Source organism: Methylobacter sp. (assembly GCF_036845245.1).
Lineage (GTDB): Bacteria > Pseudomonadota > Gammaproteobacteria > Methylococcales > Methylomonadaceae > Methylobacter_A.
Genome location: NZ_DAIUEH010000014.1, coordinates 49,564 through 64,990 on the forward strand (window position 1 = coordinate 49,564; position 15,427 = coordinate 64,990).

Annotated in this window: 12 protein-coding genes; all 12 read right to left on the minus strand. The window is 53.7% G+C overall.

Going from position 1 to position 15,427, the window contains the following annotated elements; all coding sequences use genetic code 11:
• Position 1: 1 nt before the first annotated feature.
• Entirely contained in the window at positions 2–328 is a 327-nt protein-coding gene (locus V7051_RS08185; RefSeq protein WP_333874451.1) for an STAS-like domain-containing protein, read from the minus strand.
• A complete protein-coding gene (locus tag V7051_RS08190) occupies positions 325–1,497 on the minus strand; it encodes a hypothetical protein (protein ID WP_333874450.1) in 1,173 nt (390 codons plus the stop codon). Before V7051_RS08190 ends, V7051_RS08185 begins: the two co-directional genes overlap by 4 nt.
• A gap of 40 nt (positions 1,498–1,537) precedes the next feature.
• Complete coding sequence (locus V7051_RS08195; RefSeq protein WP_333874449.1) at positions 1,538–1,915, minus strand: type II toxin-antitoxin system VapC family toxin; 378 nt, start codon at positions 1,913–1,915, stop codon at positions 1,538–1,540.
• Positions 1,899–2,150 (minus strand): type II toxin-antitoxin system Phd/YefM family antitoxin, encoded by a 252-nt coding sequence (locus V7051_RS08200; RefSeq protein WP_333874448.1) that lies wholly within the window; start codon positions 2,148–2,150, stop codon positions 1,899–1,901. Before V7051_RS08200 ends, V7051_RS08195 begins: the two co-directional genes overlap by 17 nt.
• Positions 2,151–2,391: 241 nt before the next feature.
• The gene (locus V7051_RS08205) at positions 2,392–3,168 is read right to left on the minus strand and encodes an HpcH/HpaI aldolase family protein (RefSeq protein WP_333874447.1); all 777 of its coding nucleotides are present in this window, start codon (positions 3,166–3,168) and stop codon (positions 2,392–2,394) included.
• The gene (locus V7051_RS08210; RefSeq protein WP_333874446.1) at positions 3,152–4,378 is read right to left on the minus strand and encodes a type III PLP-dependent enzyme; all 1,227 of its coding nucleotides are present in this window, start codon (positions 4,376–4,378) and stop codon (positions 3,152–3,154) included. Before V7051_RS08210 ends, V7051_RS08205 begins: the two co-directional genes overlap by 17 nt.
• A 1-nt stretch (position 4,379) precedes the next feature.
• Complete coding sequence (locus V7051_RS08215) at positions 4,380–6,203, minus strand: IucA/IucC family protein (protein ID WP_333874445.1); 1,824 nt, start codon at positions 6,201–6,203, stop codon at positions 4,380–4,382.
• A 17-nt stretch (positions 6,204–6,220) separates the two neighbouring features.
• The gene (locus tag V7051_RS08220) at positions 6,221–7,393 is read right to left on the minus strand and encodes an MFS transporter (protein WP_334168734.1); all 1,173 of its coding nucleotides are present in this window, start codon (positions 7,391–7,393) and stop codon (positions 6,221–6,223) included.
• On the minus strand, positions 7,390–9,207 hold the full coding sequence (locus V7051_RS08225; RefSeq protein WP_333874444.1) for an IucA/IucC family protein: 1,818 nt from the start codon (positions 9,205–9,207) through the stop codon (positions 7,390–7,392). Before V7051_RS08225 ends, V7051_RS08220 begins: the two co-directional genes overlap by 4 nt.
• Complete coding sequence (locus tag V7051_RS08230) at positions 9,207–10,412, minus strand: ATP-grasp domain-containing protein (RefSeq protein WP_333874443.1); 1,206 nt, start codon at positions 10,410–10,412, stop codon at positions 9,207–9,209. Before V7051_RS08230 ends, V7051_RS08225 begins: the two co-directional genes overlap by 1 nt.
• Positions 10,413–10,420: 8 nt before the next feature.
• A complete protein-coding gene (locus V7051_RS08235) occupies positions 10,421–12,556 on the minus strand; it encodes a TonB-dependent receptor family protein (RefSeq protein WP_333874442.1) in 2,136 nt (711 codons plus the stop codon).
• A gap of 437 nt (positions 12,557–12,993) precedes the next feature.
• Positions 12,994–15,426, minus strand: a complete 2,433-nt coding sequence (locus tag V7051_RS08240) for an SAM-dependent methyltransferase (protein ID WP_333874441.1) — start codon at positions 15,424–15,426, stop codon at positions 12,994–12,996.
• Position 15,427: the final 1 nt, after the last annotated feature.

Consider the following 15,427-nt stretch of genomic DNA (forward strand, 5'->3'; position numbering starts at 1 on the left):
ATTAGCCTTGCTCCGCATCGAGAATATATTCTTCAATCTCCTCAAGCAAACTGGGATCTTCTGAATGTAAAGTTATAGTATTTTTTATTTGTGTTGATGAATAACCCAATCGAACTAGTCCTCCAAACGCTTCCTCTAGAAATGAGGAACCATATCCGGCAGTCTCATCTAATTCAATGGTTACATGCCCGTTACTGTCTAAGACAGGGACTAAAAATTTAGCTCGGAAAAGTTCACCGCTGAACGGCCCATCGGTTTCATACCGTCCAGCAGGATACCGGGAAAAATCTCTCCCAATATCAATAATCGTCGTAGTGATGGTATTCATAATTTTACCTCTGTATTCCGACTTACTGGTAAAGACCAAAGAATCAAGGTTCCAAAAATGGAATCCTTATAGTTTTTAACGTCTTCGGATGGATTAGAATTGTTTAGATTATACAGATAACCGCCCTTATTACTAAGAATTACCAACCTGCCTCCTTGAGTCGTGTCTATTGCTTTAATCATATCCAGTAATCCTTTCCCGCGATGACGCTTTTGGGTTCGACTCCTTTTAACTTCTATCGCTGCACGAATTAATTCGCCATCTGAATATTTCTTCTTATCCGTGAACAATTTACACAAAATTGATTTGAACATATTTTCTTCATGATTTTCTTCTATTGTCTTCGGCAGCGTAATTGGAATACCTACTCCTAAATCGCAAAAAGCCACAGAAATATGGTTCTCTTCTTCACGACAAAACATCCACCATCCCTTATCACCTATAATTTCTGCACCGTCATTTCGTAAATCCATATAGGCATGCTGCGAAACATTAGTCATTGCTTCAGAGACTCCCCGATATAGTTTCTTAGCTTTGGTTTGTGGCAGCCTGCTTTCTGCTTCCAATATCTCGCCAACCTTTGTAGCATCTGTAAGTTCTCCGAATGCAATTTTCCAATTGATTACATCGGAGCGCTTTGGAATAATTGAACAACTGTTTTTTAACATCTTCAAAATTCCTAGATGTTGTAGTACCTGAGCAGCTGTTTCATCTTTCGGTGGAATGCAAGATACTAAATTTAATGACCCAAGTTCTCGTTTAATTCGATGGAGCTCAGAAAAAAACAGTAAGGTTCCACAAACAACCATTCGTTTAGCGTTTGAAAAATCAATTCTTACAGGTCTTTTCTGGATTAGCACTTTATCCCGAAGTTTTCCAATAAATTCAAGTAGCAACTTACGATTAATACTGCCTATTAGCTCGAATATTTCAGGTGATTTTAGAACGAAAGACGGCTTGGTCCCTTTTCGACGGTTATGACTCTGTTTATTTCGCTTTTTATCTAAACGTTTCTTTTCTCGTTTATTTCGTTTATGGCTAAGTCGTATCCAAGCTATACGATCATCAGAATTTAGCAGTCTCATAAATCTATTTAATTGAGTTTTTTGAAAACCATGGGGCATTATCTGAGATTGGGCAATGCTTTTCTGCCCAATAACTAAGATCAAGTGGTGCGTAGTGTGTCATAGTACGGGCCATCAAGTTTATCTATTTCCTAATAAACATCACATCATCAAGATAATCCTGAAACACCCCATCGTAAGTCACAATACACAGCTTCTCGTACTTGGCCTGGGCAATCAGCAATCGGTCGAACGGGTCTTTATGATGATCGCCCAATTCGAGAACGGTTTGGGCATGGTAAGGCGTGATATTCAGCCATTGAAAACCTTGCGCTTCAATGTCTTCGGCAATATGTTCCGAGGGCAAGGGCATTTTACCCAAGCCGTTTTTAATTGCCATCTCCCAGAGCGTAACCGAACTGACCAATGCGCCTTCGGTTTGAATCCGCTCGATGATCGGGCGGTCCTTGATTTCGCCCGTCAGCCAATCGTAAACAATGCAGGTATCAAGCAGCAGGCGCATTATTGCTATCGGTGAATAATTGCTCTACTTCGGCGTTAGTCTCGGCGGAATTCCAGTCCGCCGCATAAGCGGCACGACCTTTCCAGGCACCAGGGGGAGCGACTTTGTTGGCCGTGTATTTAACAAGTTTGGCGACGGGTACGCCATTACGGGCGATTACTACTTCTTCGTCTCTCTCGGCGGCAACGATGAGGCTGGATAAGTTGTTCTTGGCTTCGAGTATGTTGACTTGCATAGAGGGCACCTAGTCTTTGTTGGCTAATGCTAGCCAACTTAGTTGGCTTGGTCTTTATTGTCAAGAGAAAGCCCTTTCAATAAGGACTGAGTCATTAAAGATAAATCGAAGGTTTTCATACCGGCTGCGCTTGTTTTATTACTTGGTCGCGAAATTTGTCGGGTAGGCTCGGGGAGTCAATAAATCGACCGTGATATTGAGCAAGCGGGTAATTTCAAGCTGAATTTTGACAATAGTGCCGTCAAGGCAATGGCGGTTTTTTCCAGTTTTGCAGGTGCGTTTTGAATGACCGAAAAGCGACGCCCCGGTCATCGCCGAGCAGGAACGCATGAACGCCGCGCTGAAGCCAGTATTCTCGCTGTTCCGGCTGACGCGGCACGGCGCAAAACGGCACAGCGTGTTTGCGGCAGACATCGGCGACGGTCATGATCGCGGCCTGAACTTCAGGGTGTTGAGCCTGGCCGGGTACGCCGTAAGATTGGGACAGGTCGATTGCGCCTTCCAGCACCAGGTCGATACCCGGCACGGAGACGATCTCGTCGATGTTTTCTACGCCGAGCCGGTCTTCGATCATGACCGCGACCAATAGCTCGGCGTTGGCCTGTTCGAAATAGCTCGGCAGGTCCAGGCGGCCGAAACCCGTGGTGCGGCCGCCGCTGATGCCGCGTTGGCCCAACGGGTGGTAGCGGCTGGCGCTGACGGCGGCTTGGGCTTCGGCGCGGTTTTGCACGTGAGGGACGACGATGCCTTGCGCGCCGCTGTCCAGGGCGCGCAAAATCGCAGCGGCATCCATACCGGGGACGCGCACCAAGGCGGTAAGACCTGCGCATTCGGCGGCCCGGATCATGTTTTCCAGGGTTTCCGGATTGGTGTTCACATGTTCCAGGTCCAGGATGACGAAATCGTATCCGGCATAACCGAGCATTTCCACCAGCAACGGCGCCGGTATTGAATTTAGCAGCCCGTATACCGTCTCGCCGTTACGCAGGGATTGTTTCAGTTTATTGGTTTGCAGCATGAACCGGCTCCTGTGGCGATAGATAGATATGCTGCGGGTGCGGATGGCGCAGGAAATCGTGATGGGAGATATGCCAGGCGTAGGCTCCGGCATAGCTAAACACCAGCAAGTCGCCGACCCGCAACCGTTCCACCGGTGCGGCAGTGGCTAAAACGTCCTTGGGCGTGCAGAGCTGGCCTACCACGGTGATTTCGGTCTGCTCCACGCCGGGCCGGGGAAACGGATAAGGCCAGTACTCGCGCGGCACTATGAAAAACGGATGGCTGTGCCCTTGGGCATAAGGTGTGCGGAAATGGTGGGTGCCGCCGCGGCCGACCGCAAAATGGCGGCCGAAGCATTGTTTGATATCCAAAACCTGCATCGCGTAATAGCCGCAGGCCGCGGTCAAGTAACGGCCCGGTTCGAAGCGGATGCGCCAGTCCTCCATATTTTCGCTTTTTATCAATGTTGCGAGTCCGCTGCTGAATGCCTTCCAGTCGAATTGCCGGTCGGGTTCGCGGTAGTTGATGCCGATGCCGCCGCCCACGTTGAGGTGGTTAATGCTCAGCCCGAATTGCTCCCGCCATTGCCGCGCTTGGCGGAAGTAACGCGCAAGCAAGTCCAGATGAGCGTCGGCATCCAATTGGTGGGACATCAGGTGAAAGTGGAAACCGTGTAAACGGATTTCCGGGTGCCGCGCCAGCCATGTCAGGCATTCCGGCAGTTGGCCGGAATCGATACCGAACGGGGTGGCTCGGCCGCCCATGGTCAATGTTGTGGTCGGCACGCCGTCCAACGCAAGATTGATACGCAGCAGCACATCGGCCTGCCGGTTCGTGTTTCGGGCCAGCCAAGCCAGCCGACGTAACTCGCCCAGGCTTTCAACGTGCAGTAATTCAACGCCAAGCTCCAGCGCGGCGGTCAGTTCGGTATCGAGCTTGCCGGGTCCGCCAAAAATCACCGGCGTATCGGGGAAATGGCTGCGTACCCAGTCCAGCTCGCCGCCGGATGCGACTTCGAAACCGTGCACATGCGGTGCAAGGGTTTGCAGAATCGGCAGGTCCGAGTTCGCTTTGACCGCATAAAAGAGTTCGCAGTTGTACGGCAGCGTAGCGGCCAAATCGGCGGCATGCTTATCCAATGCCTCCAAGTCATAGATATAGGCGCATAAAGGTTCATCGGTGCAGGCGAGATGAACGGCTTCCGTCACTCGTGCTAACGATCGGTTCATATTACGCATCTCCCAGATAAGCCAACGGGCTGGGCAATGGAATATAGCTGGAATCGCGATCAGGGCGTTTGTAAAAGCGGTTGATCAGGTTGGCTTTGGCGGGGAAGGGCGCGCCTGCCAATAAGGCATTGACGCGCCGTGTCGCGTTCGGGTTGCCGTGTTGAGCCAGATAACAGCGTAACTGGTGACCGACAATACGCCACAGGCGAGGTTCCAGCGACGGGTGCAAGGCGCTCAATTGCGCTATCGCCTCGCAGAAGTTGTTGACCAGCAGGCAGTAGGCGATGCGGTTCCAGCCCTGATCTTCGCTATAAAACAGTGCTTGCCGCACTCTTGCGCCGACGCCGTCGAGCGCAACCGCGTTAAATCGTCCCGTTACCAGTTTGACGCCTTCGAAATCGCGCAGCCAGACGTGGCTGGGCCAGTCATCGGTCAAGCCGATCAGTACGTTCTGCAAGTGCGGTTCGAACACGATGCCGTGATCGAAAAAGCAATGCAGCACCGGCGGCAACAGTTGTTCGACATAGGCCGAGAACCAGTCTTCCGCTACCCTATCCCACGGCGAAGCTTGTCTTCGCGCCAATCGGCCGATAATGTCCGCCAGCCGTGCCTGGCCCCGGGTGTGATTGCCGAACAGGGAACCGGTCAGTAGCGGCGTCGTTGCGGCGGTGTCTGCCGGGTCCAGTCCCTGGCGCAGGATCAAGCCGAAACCTTCCGCCGCTTCTTGCGCGGCCGGGAATTCATCGCCGCCAAGGCGTATAGAGGCGTAGGCCGGTTCCTCCAGTATCCGCAGGCTGGGGAATTGCGCGGCCAGGCGCGGTCCGACGGTCCGCATGATGCGGGTGACTTGCAGCGCTCCGTTCAGCTCGTAAATGGCGTTCTTGCGCACACAATTGGTGATGCGCACATGCAGGGAACATTTGTAAAAATAGGGATTGTCCGGGTGGAACAAGGTACGTATCGACGACGTGGCGAAATAAGCCGGTCCCTGCGGACCCAAGTCGCGCACTCGGTCCTGTTCGAGAGCCGCCTGCACGGCCGGTCGCGACAGTAAATAACGCGCTTGCCAGGGATGCGCCGGCAACAGCGCGAAATCGTCGTCCGTTTGCAGGCCGACGGGCGCTTGGGCGGCCAGCAACGCATCGGCGGATTCCGGCAGCAGCGATTGCTGGAGCCAGTGTTCGCGGCGCACGGCGAAATAATGCAGCGGGAAGCTGGCACCCAACTCTGGAGCATAGCGTTGCACATCCGCCGCCGAAAAACCTTGCCGACTCTTCGGTGCCGGATGGAATGGGTGGCCGAATGACAAAGACTGTTCGGAATCGAGATAGGCGGCCAAGGCTTTGCCGGGTAATGCCGGTTGCGGTACGGCGAGGATGGCCTTGGTTACCGCAACGCTGTCGCGGATTTGTTCCAGTAGTTCCTGATTGAACGGCACGTTGTTTTGGTTTGCCAGATCGTGCAGCAGCAACGTGGACAAGGTGTGCCAGTCCAGCGGCGCCCAGGACCGCCCCGGTAATTTATGATAGAAAGGCGAGCGATAGCGGTAGTTGCCGGTAGGCGAAGCCTGGTCGACCGCCACTAAAAGCCGTTCTCCGCTGTGCGGCAACAGGATATGCATCGCTTTTCCACCGCCGTGCCCCAGCGCCGTTCGTAAAGCCAGAGGCCAATCGCCCTGGCCGAACAGCGGACCGATACCGATTTGCCCGGCCGGTCCGGCGACTTCCCGGCAATAACAATTGAGCAGTGTCTCCAGGCTGCGCTGGCCGGCTTGATCTTCGGCGGAGCAGGTTTGGTAAAAAGTTTGCAGTGCTTGATGTCTCATGATTAGTCTCCAAAAAGTCAGATATTTTCGGTGCAGTGGCGGCAAAAGTTTGAAATTGCCAGCCAAGCGGCGGCCACGGTCATAATCCCGGCGCCGAGTAAAAAAGGTGCATGCGGGCCGAAACCGTCGACCATGGCTCCGGCGGCCAGACCGGCGGCTACCGCGCCCCATTTCGAACCGCTTTCCAGCCAGCCGAAGGTGCGTCCGGCGTTGTTTTCGTGAACCAGCGCCGCCACCAAGGCGTGCAGCACGATAAAGCCGCCGGTCATGGCCAGCCCCATCAATAGCCGCCACAGGATCAACCCCGACAGGCTTTGGGTCTGGGCTTGCCCGAGCAGGGCGACAGCCATTAACAGGAACATCCATACCGGCCCGGCCGGCGACACCCGTTGCCCGAAACGGCCGGTTAAAATGCCGGCTGTCGCCAGGTAAAGCAGGTTGGGTACGCCGAACAGCAGACCGGCCTGTTCGATAGAGACCGACCCTAATCCTTGGGCATAAGGGATGAAATAGGGGAAGGTGGCGACGGTGGCAAAAACGAATGCAAATTGCAGCAGGTAAACGTTATTTGCCGACAGCAGCGGCCGGTTTGCGGCGGTGCTTTTCGGTCGATAGTCGTCGTGTGCGGTTTTCGCCGGTTCTGGCAGTAGCCAAAGCAGCAAGGCCGCAGCCAGCGGCAGCAGGGCCAGGTAGCGGTAAAGTTCTATCGGCGAAACCGAAGCGGCGAACAATCCCAGCACGGCGGGCGCGACCACCAGGGCGGCGCGCGCTGAGCCCTGCATCAAGGTCAGGCTGCGGGCTAAGGCCGGACCGCTGGATAGGGTCGCGAGATAAGCATTGGACGCGGCGAAGGTACCGCCCAGTATTCCCTGCAATGCCAAGGCCAAAAAGAACAGTCCGGTGTCATTGCTATAGCCTGCCAGCAGGAAACTCGCCGAAAGTCCCAGCTGCGCGCGCAACAATGAGATTTTTTTGCCGATCCGGTCGGCAAACGCACCCCACCAGGGGCTGGATAGCGCTGTGAAAAACGTCGGCACGACGTAAAACCAGCCGACCAGGTAAGCGTTGCTGTTGTGCAGCGACTTGCTGAGTATCAGAGCGAAAAACGGCGGCATGCCGAGAGCGGCGAAAGCCGCGATAAAATGACAAAACATGACAACCATCACCATGCGGCGTTGGGCGATAGTCACACGTTCTCCTTCAGGAAGTTAGGCCCGCTTTTGCCGTAGAACTTATTGACGTCGGCGGCGCCGGTTGCGGCTTTGGGTTTCAGGCTGGCCGCGGTCAGCAGGTATTTGACGTATTGCCGGTCGTCTTCGAGCAGGATGCGGCGCGCCAAAGCGGTGTCTTCCCCTTGCCCGGCAAGTTCTGCGAGCAGCGCCGCTATTTTGTCGCGCACGTAGCCGTAAAGCTGCTTGCGGGTCAAGTGGCCCAGACCTGACAAGCCTTCGATTAGAACGGCGATATTGAGCTGCAAGGTGATGGTGGTGAACATCTGCGCCAGCGGCAATTCGTCGTCCACTACGATGCGGCGGTCTTGCAAGCCGTCGATAAACCCGGCCAGCGTCGGCCAACGGGCGGCAAGGTGGGCGCCATGGATGCGCGGCGCGTCGTTATCCTTTAGCAACAGGCGCAAGGTCGGCATTCCGGTGCCAAGCACCAGCATGGTATTTTGCTGGTTGGATTCCAGCGCGATGCCGTAGCGCAACCATAGAACCAGATGAATGCGTAATGTGGTCTCCAGATAGGCGTCGAGAAAATGCTCCAACCGGCCGGCAAAGAAATGTTGCGCCAGCTCTTCGGCCACAGACAAGCCTTGCGGAGTTGGCGCGAGCAGGCCCGCCACCGGCACCACGGTAGCCTGCTCCAGTCCGGCCGGGTAGCGGCGCAAAATATAACCCAGCTCGGGCAGGTGGTTGATATGGGCGCCGATGCTTTCGTCGGTCAGCAGCAAGCGGCCTGCAATATCCGCGTCCTGAGCCGCTATCCGGCCCAGCAGGCTTTGCACGGCATGGCCGTCGGCAATGGTGCTAGGCTTGATGGTGCGTATGTTTTTACCGCCCAAGGTGCGGATAGCCATCGGCAGTTTGATGTGCAGCCCCGGTCTGCCTTGTATTGCCAGGGTGCGCACCGACAAGGTGGATAGAACATTCAAATGAGGTTTGGGCGCAAACAGGAGCTTGCCTTGCAAGCCGTGCGCTTTAGCTAGCGCATCCAGCATCTGAGGCATAAACAGCGGATGAACCGGCAGCAGCGCATGGTCGTCGCTCACCCGGGCGTCGAGCCCGACGTCTGTAAAACTTGGAGAGAGTTCTTGTAGACTTATCGCAGCCTCCGGCCCGAAATGAATATCCTTGACTACCGCTATCCAGCGTAATTGAAAAGGGCGCTGGAATTCAGGCGCGTATAAAGCAAGGTCGTCCGGGCCAAGACCCAGTTTTGCGCGCGCCGTCGGATATAAAGGATGGTCAAGAAACGCGGCCAGCCGCTCATAGTGCAGCTGCCGGTCTTGCCAATGCGGGCTGAGATGAGCGCCTCGGCCGTTACTTTGCACTTCGGCAAAATAGCGCTCCTGCTCTTTTGCGCATAGAACGCCGTGCTCGACTGCGGTTAGGCATTCCAATTGGTAGCTTTCAAAGTCAGCCGCCAAGGCTTGATCCAATCCGTGCCGGAATAGCGTGAGGATGGCGGAGATGTCGTTCAACGGACGATATCCGCTGCTATTCTGCCAAATTAATGGAAGATCGTGTAGCGACCATTCCTGCATGAAGGTACAAGGCCGGACCGGAATCCACAGGCAGCCGTCAGCCAGGTGATCGACAGCCAGCCAGTGGCTGGGCTGCACCGGCAAATCGGGCAACAGTGCGTCTTCAGCAAAGATAATTTTCCCCCGGCTTAGTGTTTCCCGTACATCTTCCCGCAGTAGTGCATCGACGACGCGCCGACAGATATAGTCCTGCTGAATTTTATTCGCGCTATCCGCGATAAGGTGAGGTACGCTCATCAACGGATCTCCCAAGCCAAGCCGGCACCGGCTTGCGCTAGAGCTTGATGCACCGCAGCCGCGTCTGTGCCGACGCCGGTCAATACGCCCAGGTAATCCTTATTGGAATGGGTGATTGCAATCGATTCACCGGCTTGGCGCAAGACACGAAGCACGATGTCGGCTGCCGCGCCGCTATGGCTGAACGGTGTGGGAGCGCTGACGATTTGGCCATCTGTAGAGGGCGTCAGATAACGTATCGCTGCTGCGCGCGGCGCCAACGCCAGGGCGGACAGCGGCTCGCCCAAATGCAACCGCAGCACGGTTTCGAACAGCGGGATACCGAGCGTCTGCTCCAGCAGGAAATCGCGCCGATCGCCGATGCAGCGGTAATTGATTTCGATCAGGCGCGGTCCCAGGGCGGTCAATACGAATTCGGTATGGCAGGCGCCGAAGCCGACGCCGAAACGGGTGATCTGGTTCAGCACCTGCTGCTGCTTCGCCAACTCGCTGCTCCAATCGGCTTCCAGTTCGACAAAATGCGGCGGCGCGGACAGGCGGACATGAAATCCGCCTAGGGCGCGCAATCCTTCGCCGTCACCCAGCGTTTCCAGGGTACATAAAGGGCCTTCGAGGTATTCTTCCAATAGCATGACTTGGCCGGGTCGCGCTTGCCAAACCGATTGGCAATGGGCGGCGAGTTCGGTGTAATCCCGAGCCAAACCGACTTCCTGGCTGGCGACTCCTTCGCGTGGTTTGACCACGCAGGGGAAGCCTACTTCGGCTGCGGCCTTTGCCAGGCTTTCCGGTTCCGATGCGACGGCGTGCCGTACCGTTTCTATACCTTGCTCGCTCAGGTAGCTGCGCATTTCAGCCTTGTTTTTAGCGCGATAAGTCACATGCCAGTTCTTGCCGGGTAGTCTGAAATAATCGGCGACAATCGCAGTACTGGTTTGCAGGTGATCGCTGTTGGAGAAAACCGCTACCGGTTTTTGCCCGCGCCGGCTGACCGCTTCAATCACCGCTAGCGGATTGAACACATCGCAGGCGATGATGGCTTCAGGATAGGCCGGGAGCCCGCTTTGGCTAAAATGCCGACGATGCGCTTCGGCCTGGTCGGTCAATAGCACAGGCGACAGGCCGAGGCGGCGAGTCGCCGGTAGAAAACCGTCATTGACCGATTCGGTCGAGACATGAGTCAGTAGAATTAATTCTTGGTTATGCATTTTTTTCCTTATATATCCATTTGCACGCTGAGCATTACGGAGCGTCCCGGTCCCGGCATTCGGCCAAGGCTGGTATCCACTCCGCGGAAGTAGTAATCCTGGTTAAACAGGTTGTTACCGGCAAGGCCGACCCGCATGTTGGCCTTGTCTACGCGAAAGTCCTTGGTGATTTGGGCGTTCCACAGCCAATAGCCCGGTATCTTGCCTCTGTCGCCAATGGCGTTTTCCGCCACGGTGTTGGCCGCATCGGTAAATGCGGAACTCAGGTACGAGCCGTTGACGTTGAGATTGACAGTGTTGATGCGGTAATTGCCTTGCAGGGTAATTTGATGATGCGAGCTGAACGGCACTTCGTTATTTTTAAACGCGACTTGCGAGGTGCCGCTGAACAGGTTGTTCAACTGCTCTGTGTCCACATAGGTGTAGCCCGATTTAAGATTGAGGCCGGCCAGGAAAGATGGATGCCAGTCCAGTTCGGTTTCGTAGCCTTGATGCTTGGCTTGGCCGAGGTTGCGGAATAGGGTTGTGCCGTTTTCGACGACGCCGACGATTTGGTTGTCGAAGTCGAAACGGAAATAACTGAATGTCGTGTCAAGGTCCGATACCGGCGATACACGCAAACCGGCTTCGTAATTCCAGGCTTTTTCCACGCCGGTATCGCCGCCGAGCGTAATTTGGGTGAATTGCACCGGTTGTAACGATTTGTGCACGTTACCGAACAGGAATATTTTATCGGGCCACAGTTTGATGCCCACGTCGACGCCGGGCAGCAGTTCGTTGCTGGGACTATCGAGGACCACGCCGGTCAGCTTGTTGTTGCTGGATTGGTCTATCCATTCCGAACGTAAGCCCGGCGTGACGCTAAGGCGTTCATTCCACACGCTCAAGGTATCGCTGGCATAGAGTGCAAAGGCGTCGGTGCCGAAATGGAAGTCCTGGGCAGTGAGGACGCTGCCGGTACTCAGGCGGCGGCGGTCGACTCCCTGCTCGACGGCTTCGCTGACGTAACGCCCGCCCAAGGTGACTTTGTGGTCCAGCCAGCCGGTTTTCGCGCCTACGGTTAGACGCGGTTCGGTGCCGAAAACGGTAAATGTGCGTGGGCTGGTTTGTGCGCCATTGGAGGTCAGGGAGGGATCAAGATTACAGGAGGTCGCAGCAGTATTAAGTTGACAGCCGACAGTGAATTCGCGGTCGCTGGTATGAGCGAAACTGGTCCAGTTGAATTCCGCCGGGCTGCCGAAAAGGTCGAAGTTTTGGTTATAGACCAAATGTCCGCGTACGGTATCGCCCTGGAATTTATCGTACGGCCGTTGCGACTGGAAACGGTCCTGATCGTAGGCTTGGGGCGACAGGCTGCCGGGTAGTTGGGTGTCGGTGTTGTAATACTGCAACCCGGCCTTGATATCGGCGTTGTCAGTGACGAACCAGTGCGCGTCCAGCGATATGTTTTCCACTTCGGTGTCCGAATGGGCGCGAGATGAATCGCCCATCACTGTATTGGCCTGGAATTGCAGGCCTAATTTGTCATTGACGAAACCGCCGGCGCGCAGGTAACTATCGGTCAGCACATTGCCGGTATCGGTGGAAATGGTTAACGCCTCTCTTATGGTGGCGCTGAATTTATCCTGGATCGGTTTGCTGATGAAATTGATTACGCCGCCCACATTGTTCGGTCCATAGCGTACAGCAGCTCCGCCGCGCGCCACATCAACGCTTTCTACTGTTTGCATGGTCATCGGGAACATGGATAAGCCCGTTTGTCCATAAGGCGCCAGGGCGATAGGAATGCCATCGACCAGCACCAGCGTGCGCGTACTGCGTCTGGGGTCCAATCCGCGCACGCCGATATTCGGCAATATGCCGGTACCGGTTTCATCCTGGGCGCGGACGCCCTGCACCAGGCGTAAAGCATCTTCCAAGGTACGGGCGCCGGCCTGTTGCAATTCGGTATTAGTGACTACGGAACGCCCCCCTGGATAGGTACGAACGTTATCTTTGGTCGGTGCTCCCAGCCAGTCTCCTTTGACCGTAATTTCTTCCAATACAGTAGTGTCTTGATTTGGCTCAGCAGCAGCTAACGGTAATGAAACCAGATAAGCACTACCGGCCAAAGTCAGCGCCATACAAGTGGTCGCACATTTCATGATCAAACTCCTTGATAACTCAATTGTTGTTCGTATAAATATAGAGAGGCATGTTTCAACACATGATCACGGGATATAACGACTTTTAAGATGTCATGGATCAGACGTGAGTGTTAAGTGCGAACAACTTTAACGTTAATGAGAATTATTGTCAATTACATAAAATAAAGAATTTATTTTGCATCCATTACGGCCTAGCGGGCATATTGTTTATCTGATTAGGTCTGATTGTGGTTTGTAAGATAATGAGGAGGGAATGAAAGGTCATTTGCGGGATATCTCGTTTGCTTGGTGGCAAAGATCAATGCATACTTGGTGAATGAGTCGAATGAGCGTAGATACATTTCCATGCGGTATTTAACTAAAGTGTCTAAGCGTTATTTTGGTATGCTCAAGATACAACTGATCAATAAACGGCAAAAGTGTGACTCAAACGATTATCGTTTTGGCTGTACCTGCTTTGGAAAACACCACGCCGCAACTCCATACAAAATGACAGCCAGAAAGATCAATGCGCTAAAGCCGAACTGCATCGCAATCAGGGTTGCCAGTATCGCACTGATGACCGAGGCGCAGCCGTTAATGCCCCAGGCCCAGGGTATCAATGCCGGAGTGGTCTGGCTGATTTTGTTCAGCGCCATCGGAAACGGAATGCCCATGCAAAAACCCAGCGGTGCTATCAGTATTATCGAAAACAGGTAACGGCTTAAGCTCCCCGTTTTCAATAAAAATCCGGTGATGGCTTCAAAGCCCAGACTGTAAGCGATGCTAAGCAAGATAATGGCGGCTATCGGCAGCATAAACGCATATTTTTCAGTTCTGCACGACAGGCTGGTTGAAAAATAACTACCTGCGCCCGCAGTTAATAAAAATGTACTCAGCACCACGGTAATGGCATAAAGCGGATGATGCAGAATCAGGATAAATTTCTGGATGAAGGCGATTTCGATAAACAAAAATGCCAAACCCAAGCAGAAAAAATACACCAGCATGCTCAGATGGTTTCCTGATTCCGACGTTATGCCCAGCTTGCTTTTCCAAAGCCGCAGAGGCAACGCTATCAGTAACAGGCTGGCGAGTATCGCCTGCACTAAGGCCGCGATTAGCAATAAGTAGCCGCTTTCCAGCAAAAAGCTTCCGCCGGTACCTAATAACGACAAAATTTCGGGTAGGGTTCGCCATTTAAAAAAATGAAACAGATAGGGGCTATCGTCGGTCGCGGCTTCAATATTGAATTTATAAGCATCAATAAACGCCTGGCTCTGATCGCCCAATAAAGCCACAGCGGCTTGGTACAGATAAGGCTGCTGTTGGATATTAAAGCGATTGACTTCCGATTCCGATATGCTTGGATAGTAAACCAAATCAAAGCTGCGTTCGTCGCAAAACTGTTTTAGGCGGCTGGTTTCATCGGCGGATATGACACCGTTTTTTATGATTAAGGTACTGGTTTGCCAGCCGCGTATCATTGTGAGCTGTTGGCCGGGCTGCCTGATATCGGCTTTTTTTAGTGCGCTGATAACGGTGGTCAATAGTTTAGGTTCATCGCGCGGCGGAATTTTAACCCAACGGGTAATGCTGAGATAACCGTCCGGGCTTACATGACGCAGATATTCCTGTACGGCCTGTTCGGTATAAAGGTAGTTTTCAGCCATTGAATACAGGCCTGCCGCCGATGCGCCGAATGCATCCAGCAAGGAGACATTAATCAGGTCATAGCTTTTATCGGTTGCAGCAAGGTAGCCGCGGGCTTCATCAATATGCACATTAACGTGAGCGCCGGAATAAAGATAACCGGCAAAATCGGCATATTTTCGTTGCACCAGATCGATGATTTGGGGGTTCAGCTCAACGGCATCAATGTGCTTAACAGCGTGAAAGTTTGCCTGTAAAACATCGCTGCCGGTTCCGGCCCCGAGAATCAGGATGTCGGTCAATTGTTTCAGGTGATAGGGCAGGGCCGACGTGGTTTGATCCAGGTAGCCGAGCGTTACCGGATCGCCGTTATAGCGGGTGATGGCGGTCATGTTATCGGCATCAGTAAACACGGCAAGTTGTTCCGGCGGTTCTGCCGTTGCGTTAAGGCTGAGGCCGGGCGCATGGCGTAGCGGGGTAATCTCGCTCTTGACCACGCTGATCAAACCCATTGGGCTGGAATAGCGGTCTATGATTTTGGTGCCGGGTATTTGCAATAATTGATTCAGGCTTTTATACGGCGAAACTTTCAGCGTCATCCAGCCGGGCGGAGTGAAAATAACCGCCAGCCCAATGATAACGGATAACATAGTCCAGCGTTTTTGGGCAGAAAAAGCATAATGCGACACCAGCAGCGTTGCGAGTAGTCCCGATAACATCGGTAGTATTAATATTTTTTCGGGAAACAGGGCAAACATCAGCAGAATGACACCGACACTACCCAAGCCGGCGCCGAACAGGTCGGCTGCGTAGATCAAAGATACCTGGTTCTTGTAGTGGTAAAGGGACAAACCGACGACATTGGCTGCAAAAAAGAAAGGCAATGCCAGCATCAGGTAAATACTGCACAAATACAGCAGTTGTACGGGCGCCCACAGCATTTCCGGCGGGTTGAAATGAATCTGCTGAGCCAGCAGAAAACAGGTGGGTGCCGACAGACTGAACAGCAACATACAGGTCATTATCGCAGCCGGGAATAGTTGCGCCAAACGGTCGCGGTTAAGCGCCAGGAACACGCCGCTAACGCCGTAGCCTAATAGCGCCAGACTGATCATCATATAAGCGAAATGATGCCATTGGATAATCGAAAACAGACGCATCAATGAAACTTCATAGGACAAGGCAGACGCCGAGATCAGTGCGATAGCTGCGAGTAGCGATAAGCGCGGTTTCATC

What these genes read in the sequence shown, in the direction of transcription:
- V7051_RS08210 (WP_333874446.1), bottom strand. Translation starts at nt 4,378, where the DNA reads ATGAACCGATCGTTAGCACGAGTGACGGAAGCCGTTCATCTCGCCTGC.
- V7051_RS08225 (WP_333874444.1), bottom strand. Translation starts at nt 9,207, where the DNA reads ATGAGCGTACCTCACCTTATCGCGGATAGCGCGAATAAAATTCAGCAG.
- V7051_RS08185 (WP_333874451.1), bottom strand. Translation starts at nt 328, where the DNA reads ATGAATACCATCACTACGACGATTATTGATATTGGGAGAGATTTTTCC.
- V7051_RS08205 (WP_333874447.1), bottom strand. Translation starts at nt 3,168, where the DNA reads ATGCTGCAAACCAATAAACTGAAACAATCCCTGCGTAACGGCGAGACG.
- V7051_RS08240 (WP_333874441.1), bottom strand. Translation starts at nt 15,426, where the DNA reads ATGAAACCGCGCTTATCGCTACTCGCAGCTATCGCACTGATCTCGGCG.
- V7051_RS08235 (WP_333874442.1), bottom strand. Translation starts at nt 12,556, where the DNA reads ATGAAATGTGCGACCACTTGTATGGCGCTGACTTTGGCCGGTAGTGCT.
- V7051_RS08230 (WP_333874443.1), bottom strand. Translation starts at nt 10,412, where the DNA reads ATGCATAACCAAGAATTAATTCTACTGACTCATGTCTCGACCGAATCG.
- V7051_RS08200 (WP_333874448.1), bottom strand. Translation starts at nt 2,150, where the DNA reads ATGCAAGTCAACATACTCGAAGCCAAGAACAACTTATCCAGCCTCATC.
- V7051_RS08195 (WP_333874449.1), bottom strand. Translation starts at nt 1,915, where the DNA reads ATGCGCCTGCTGCTTGATACCTGCATTGTTTACGATTGGCTGACGGGC.
- V7051_RS08215 (WP_333874445.1), bottom strand. Translation starts at nt 6,203, where the DNA reads ATGAGACATCAAGCACTGCAAACTTTTTACCAAACCTGCTCCGCCGAA.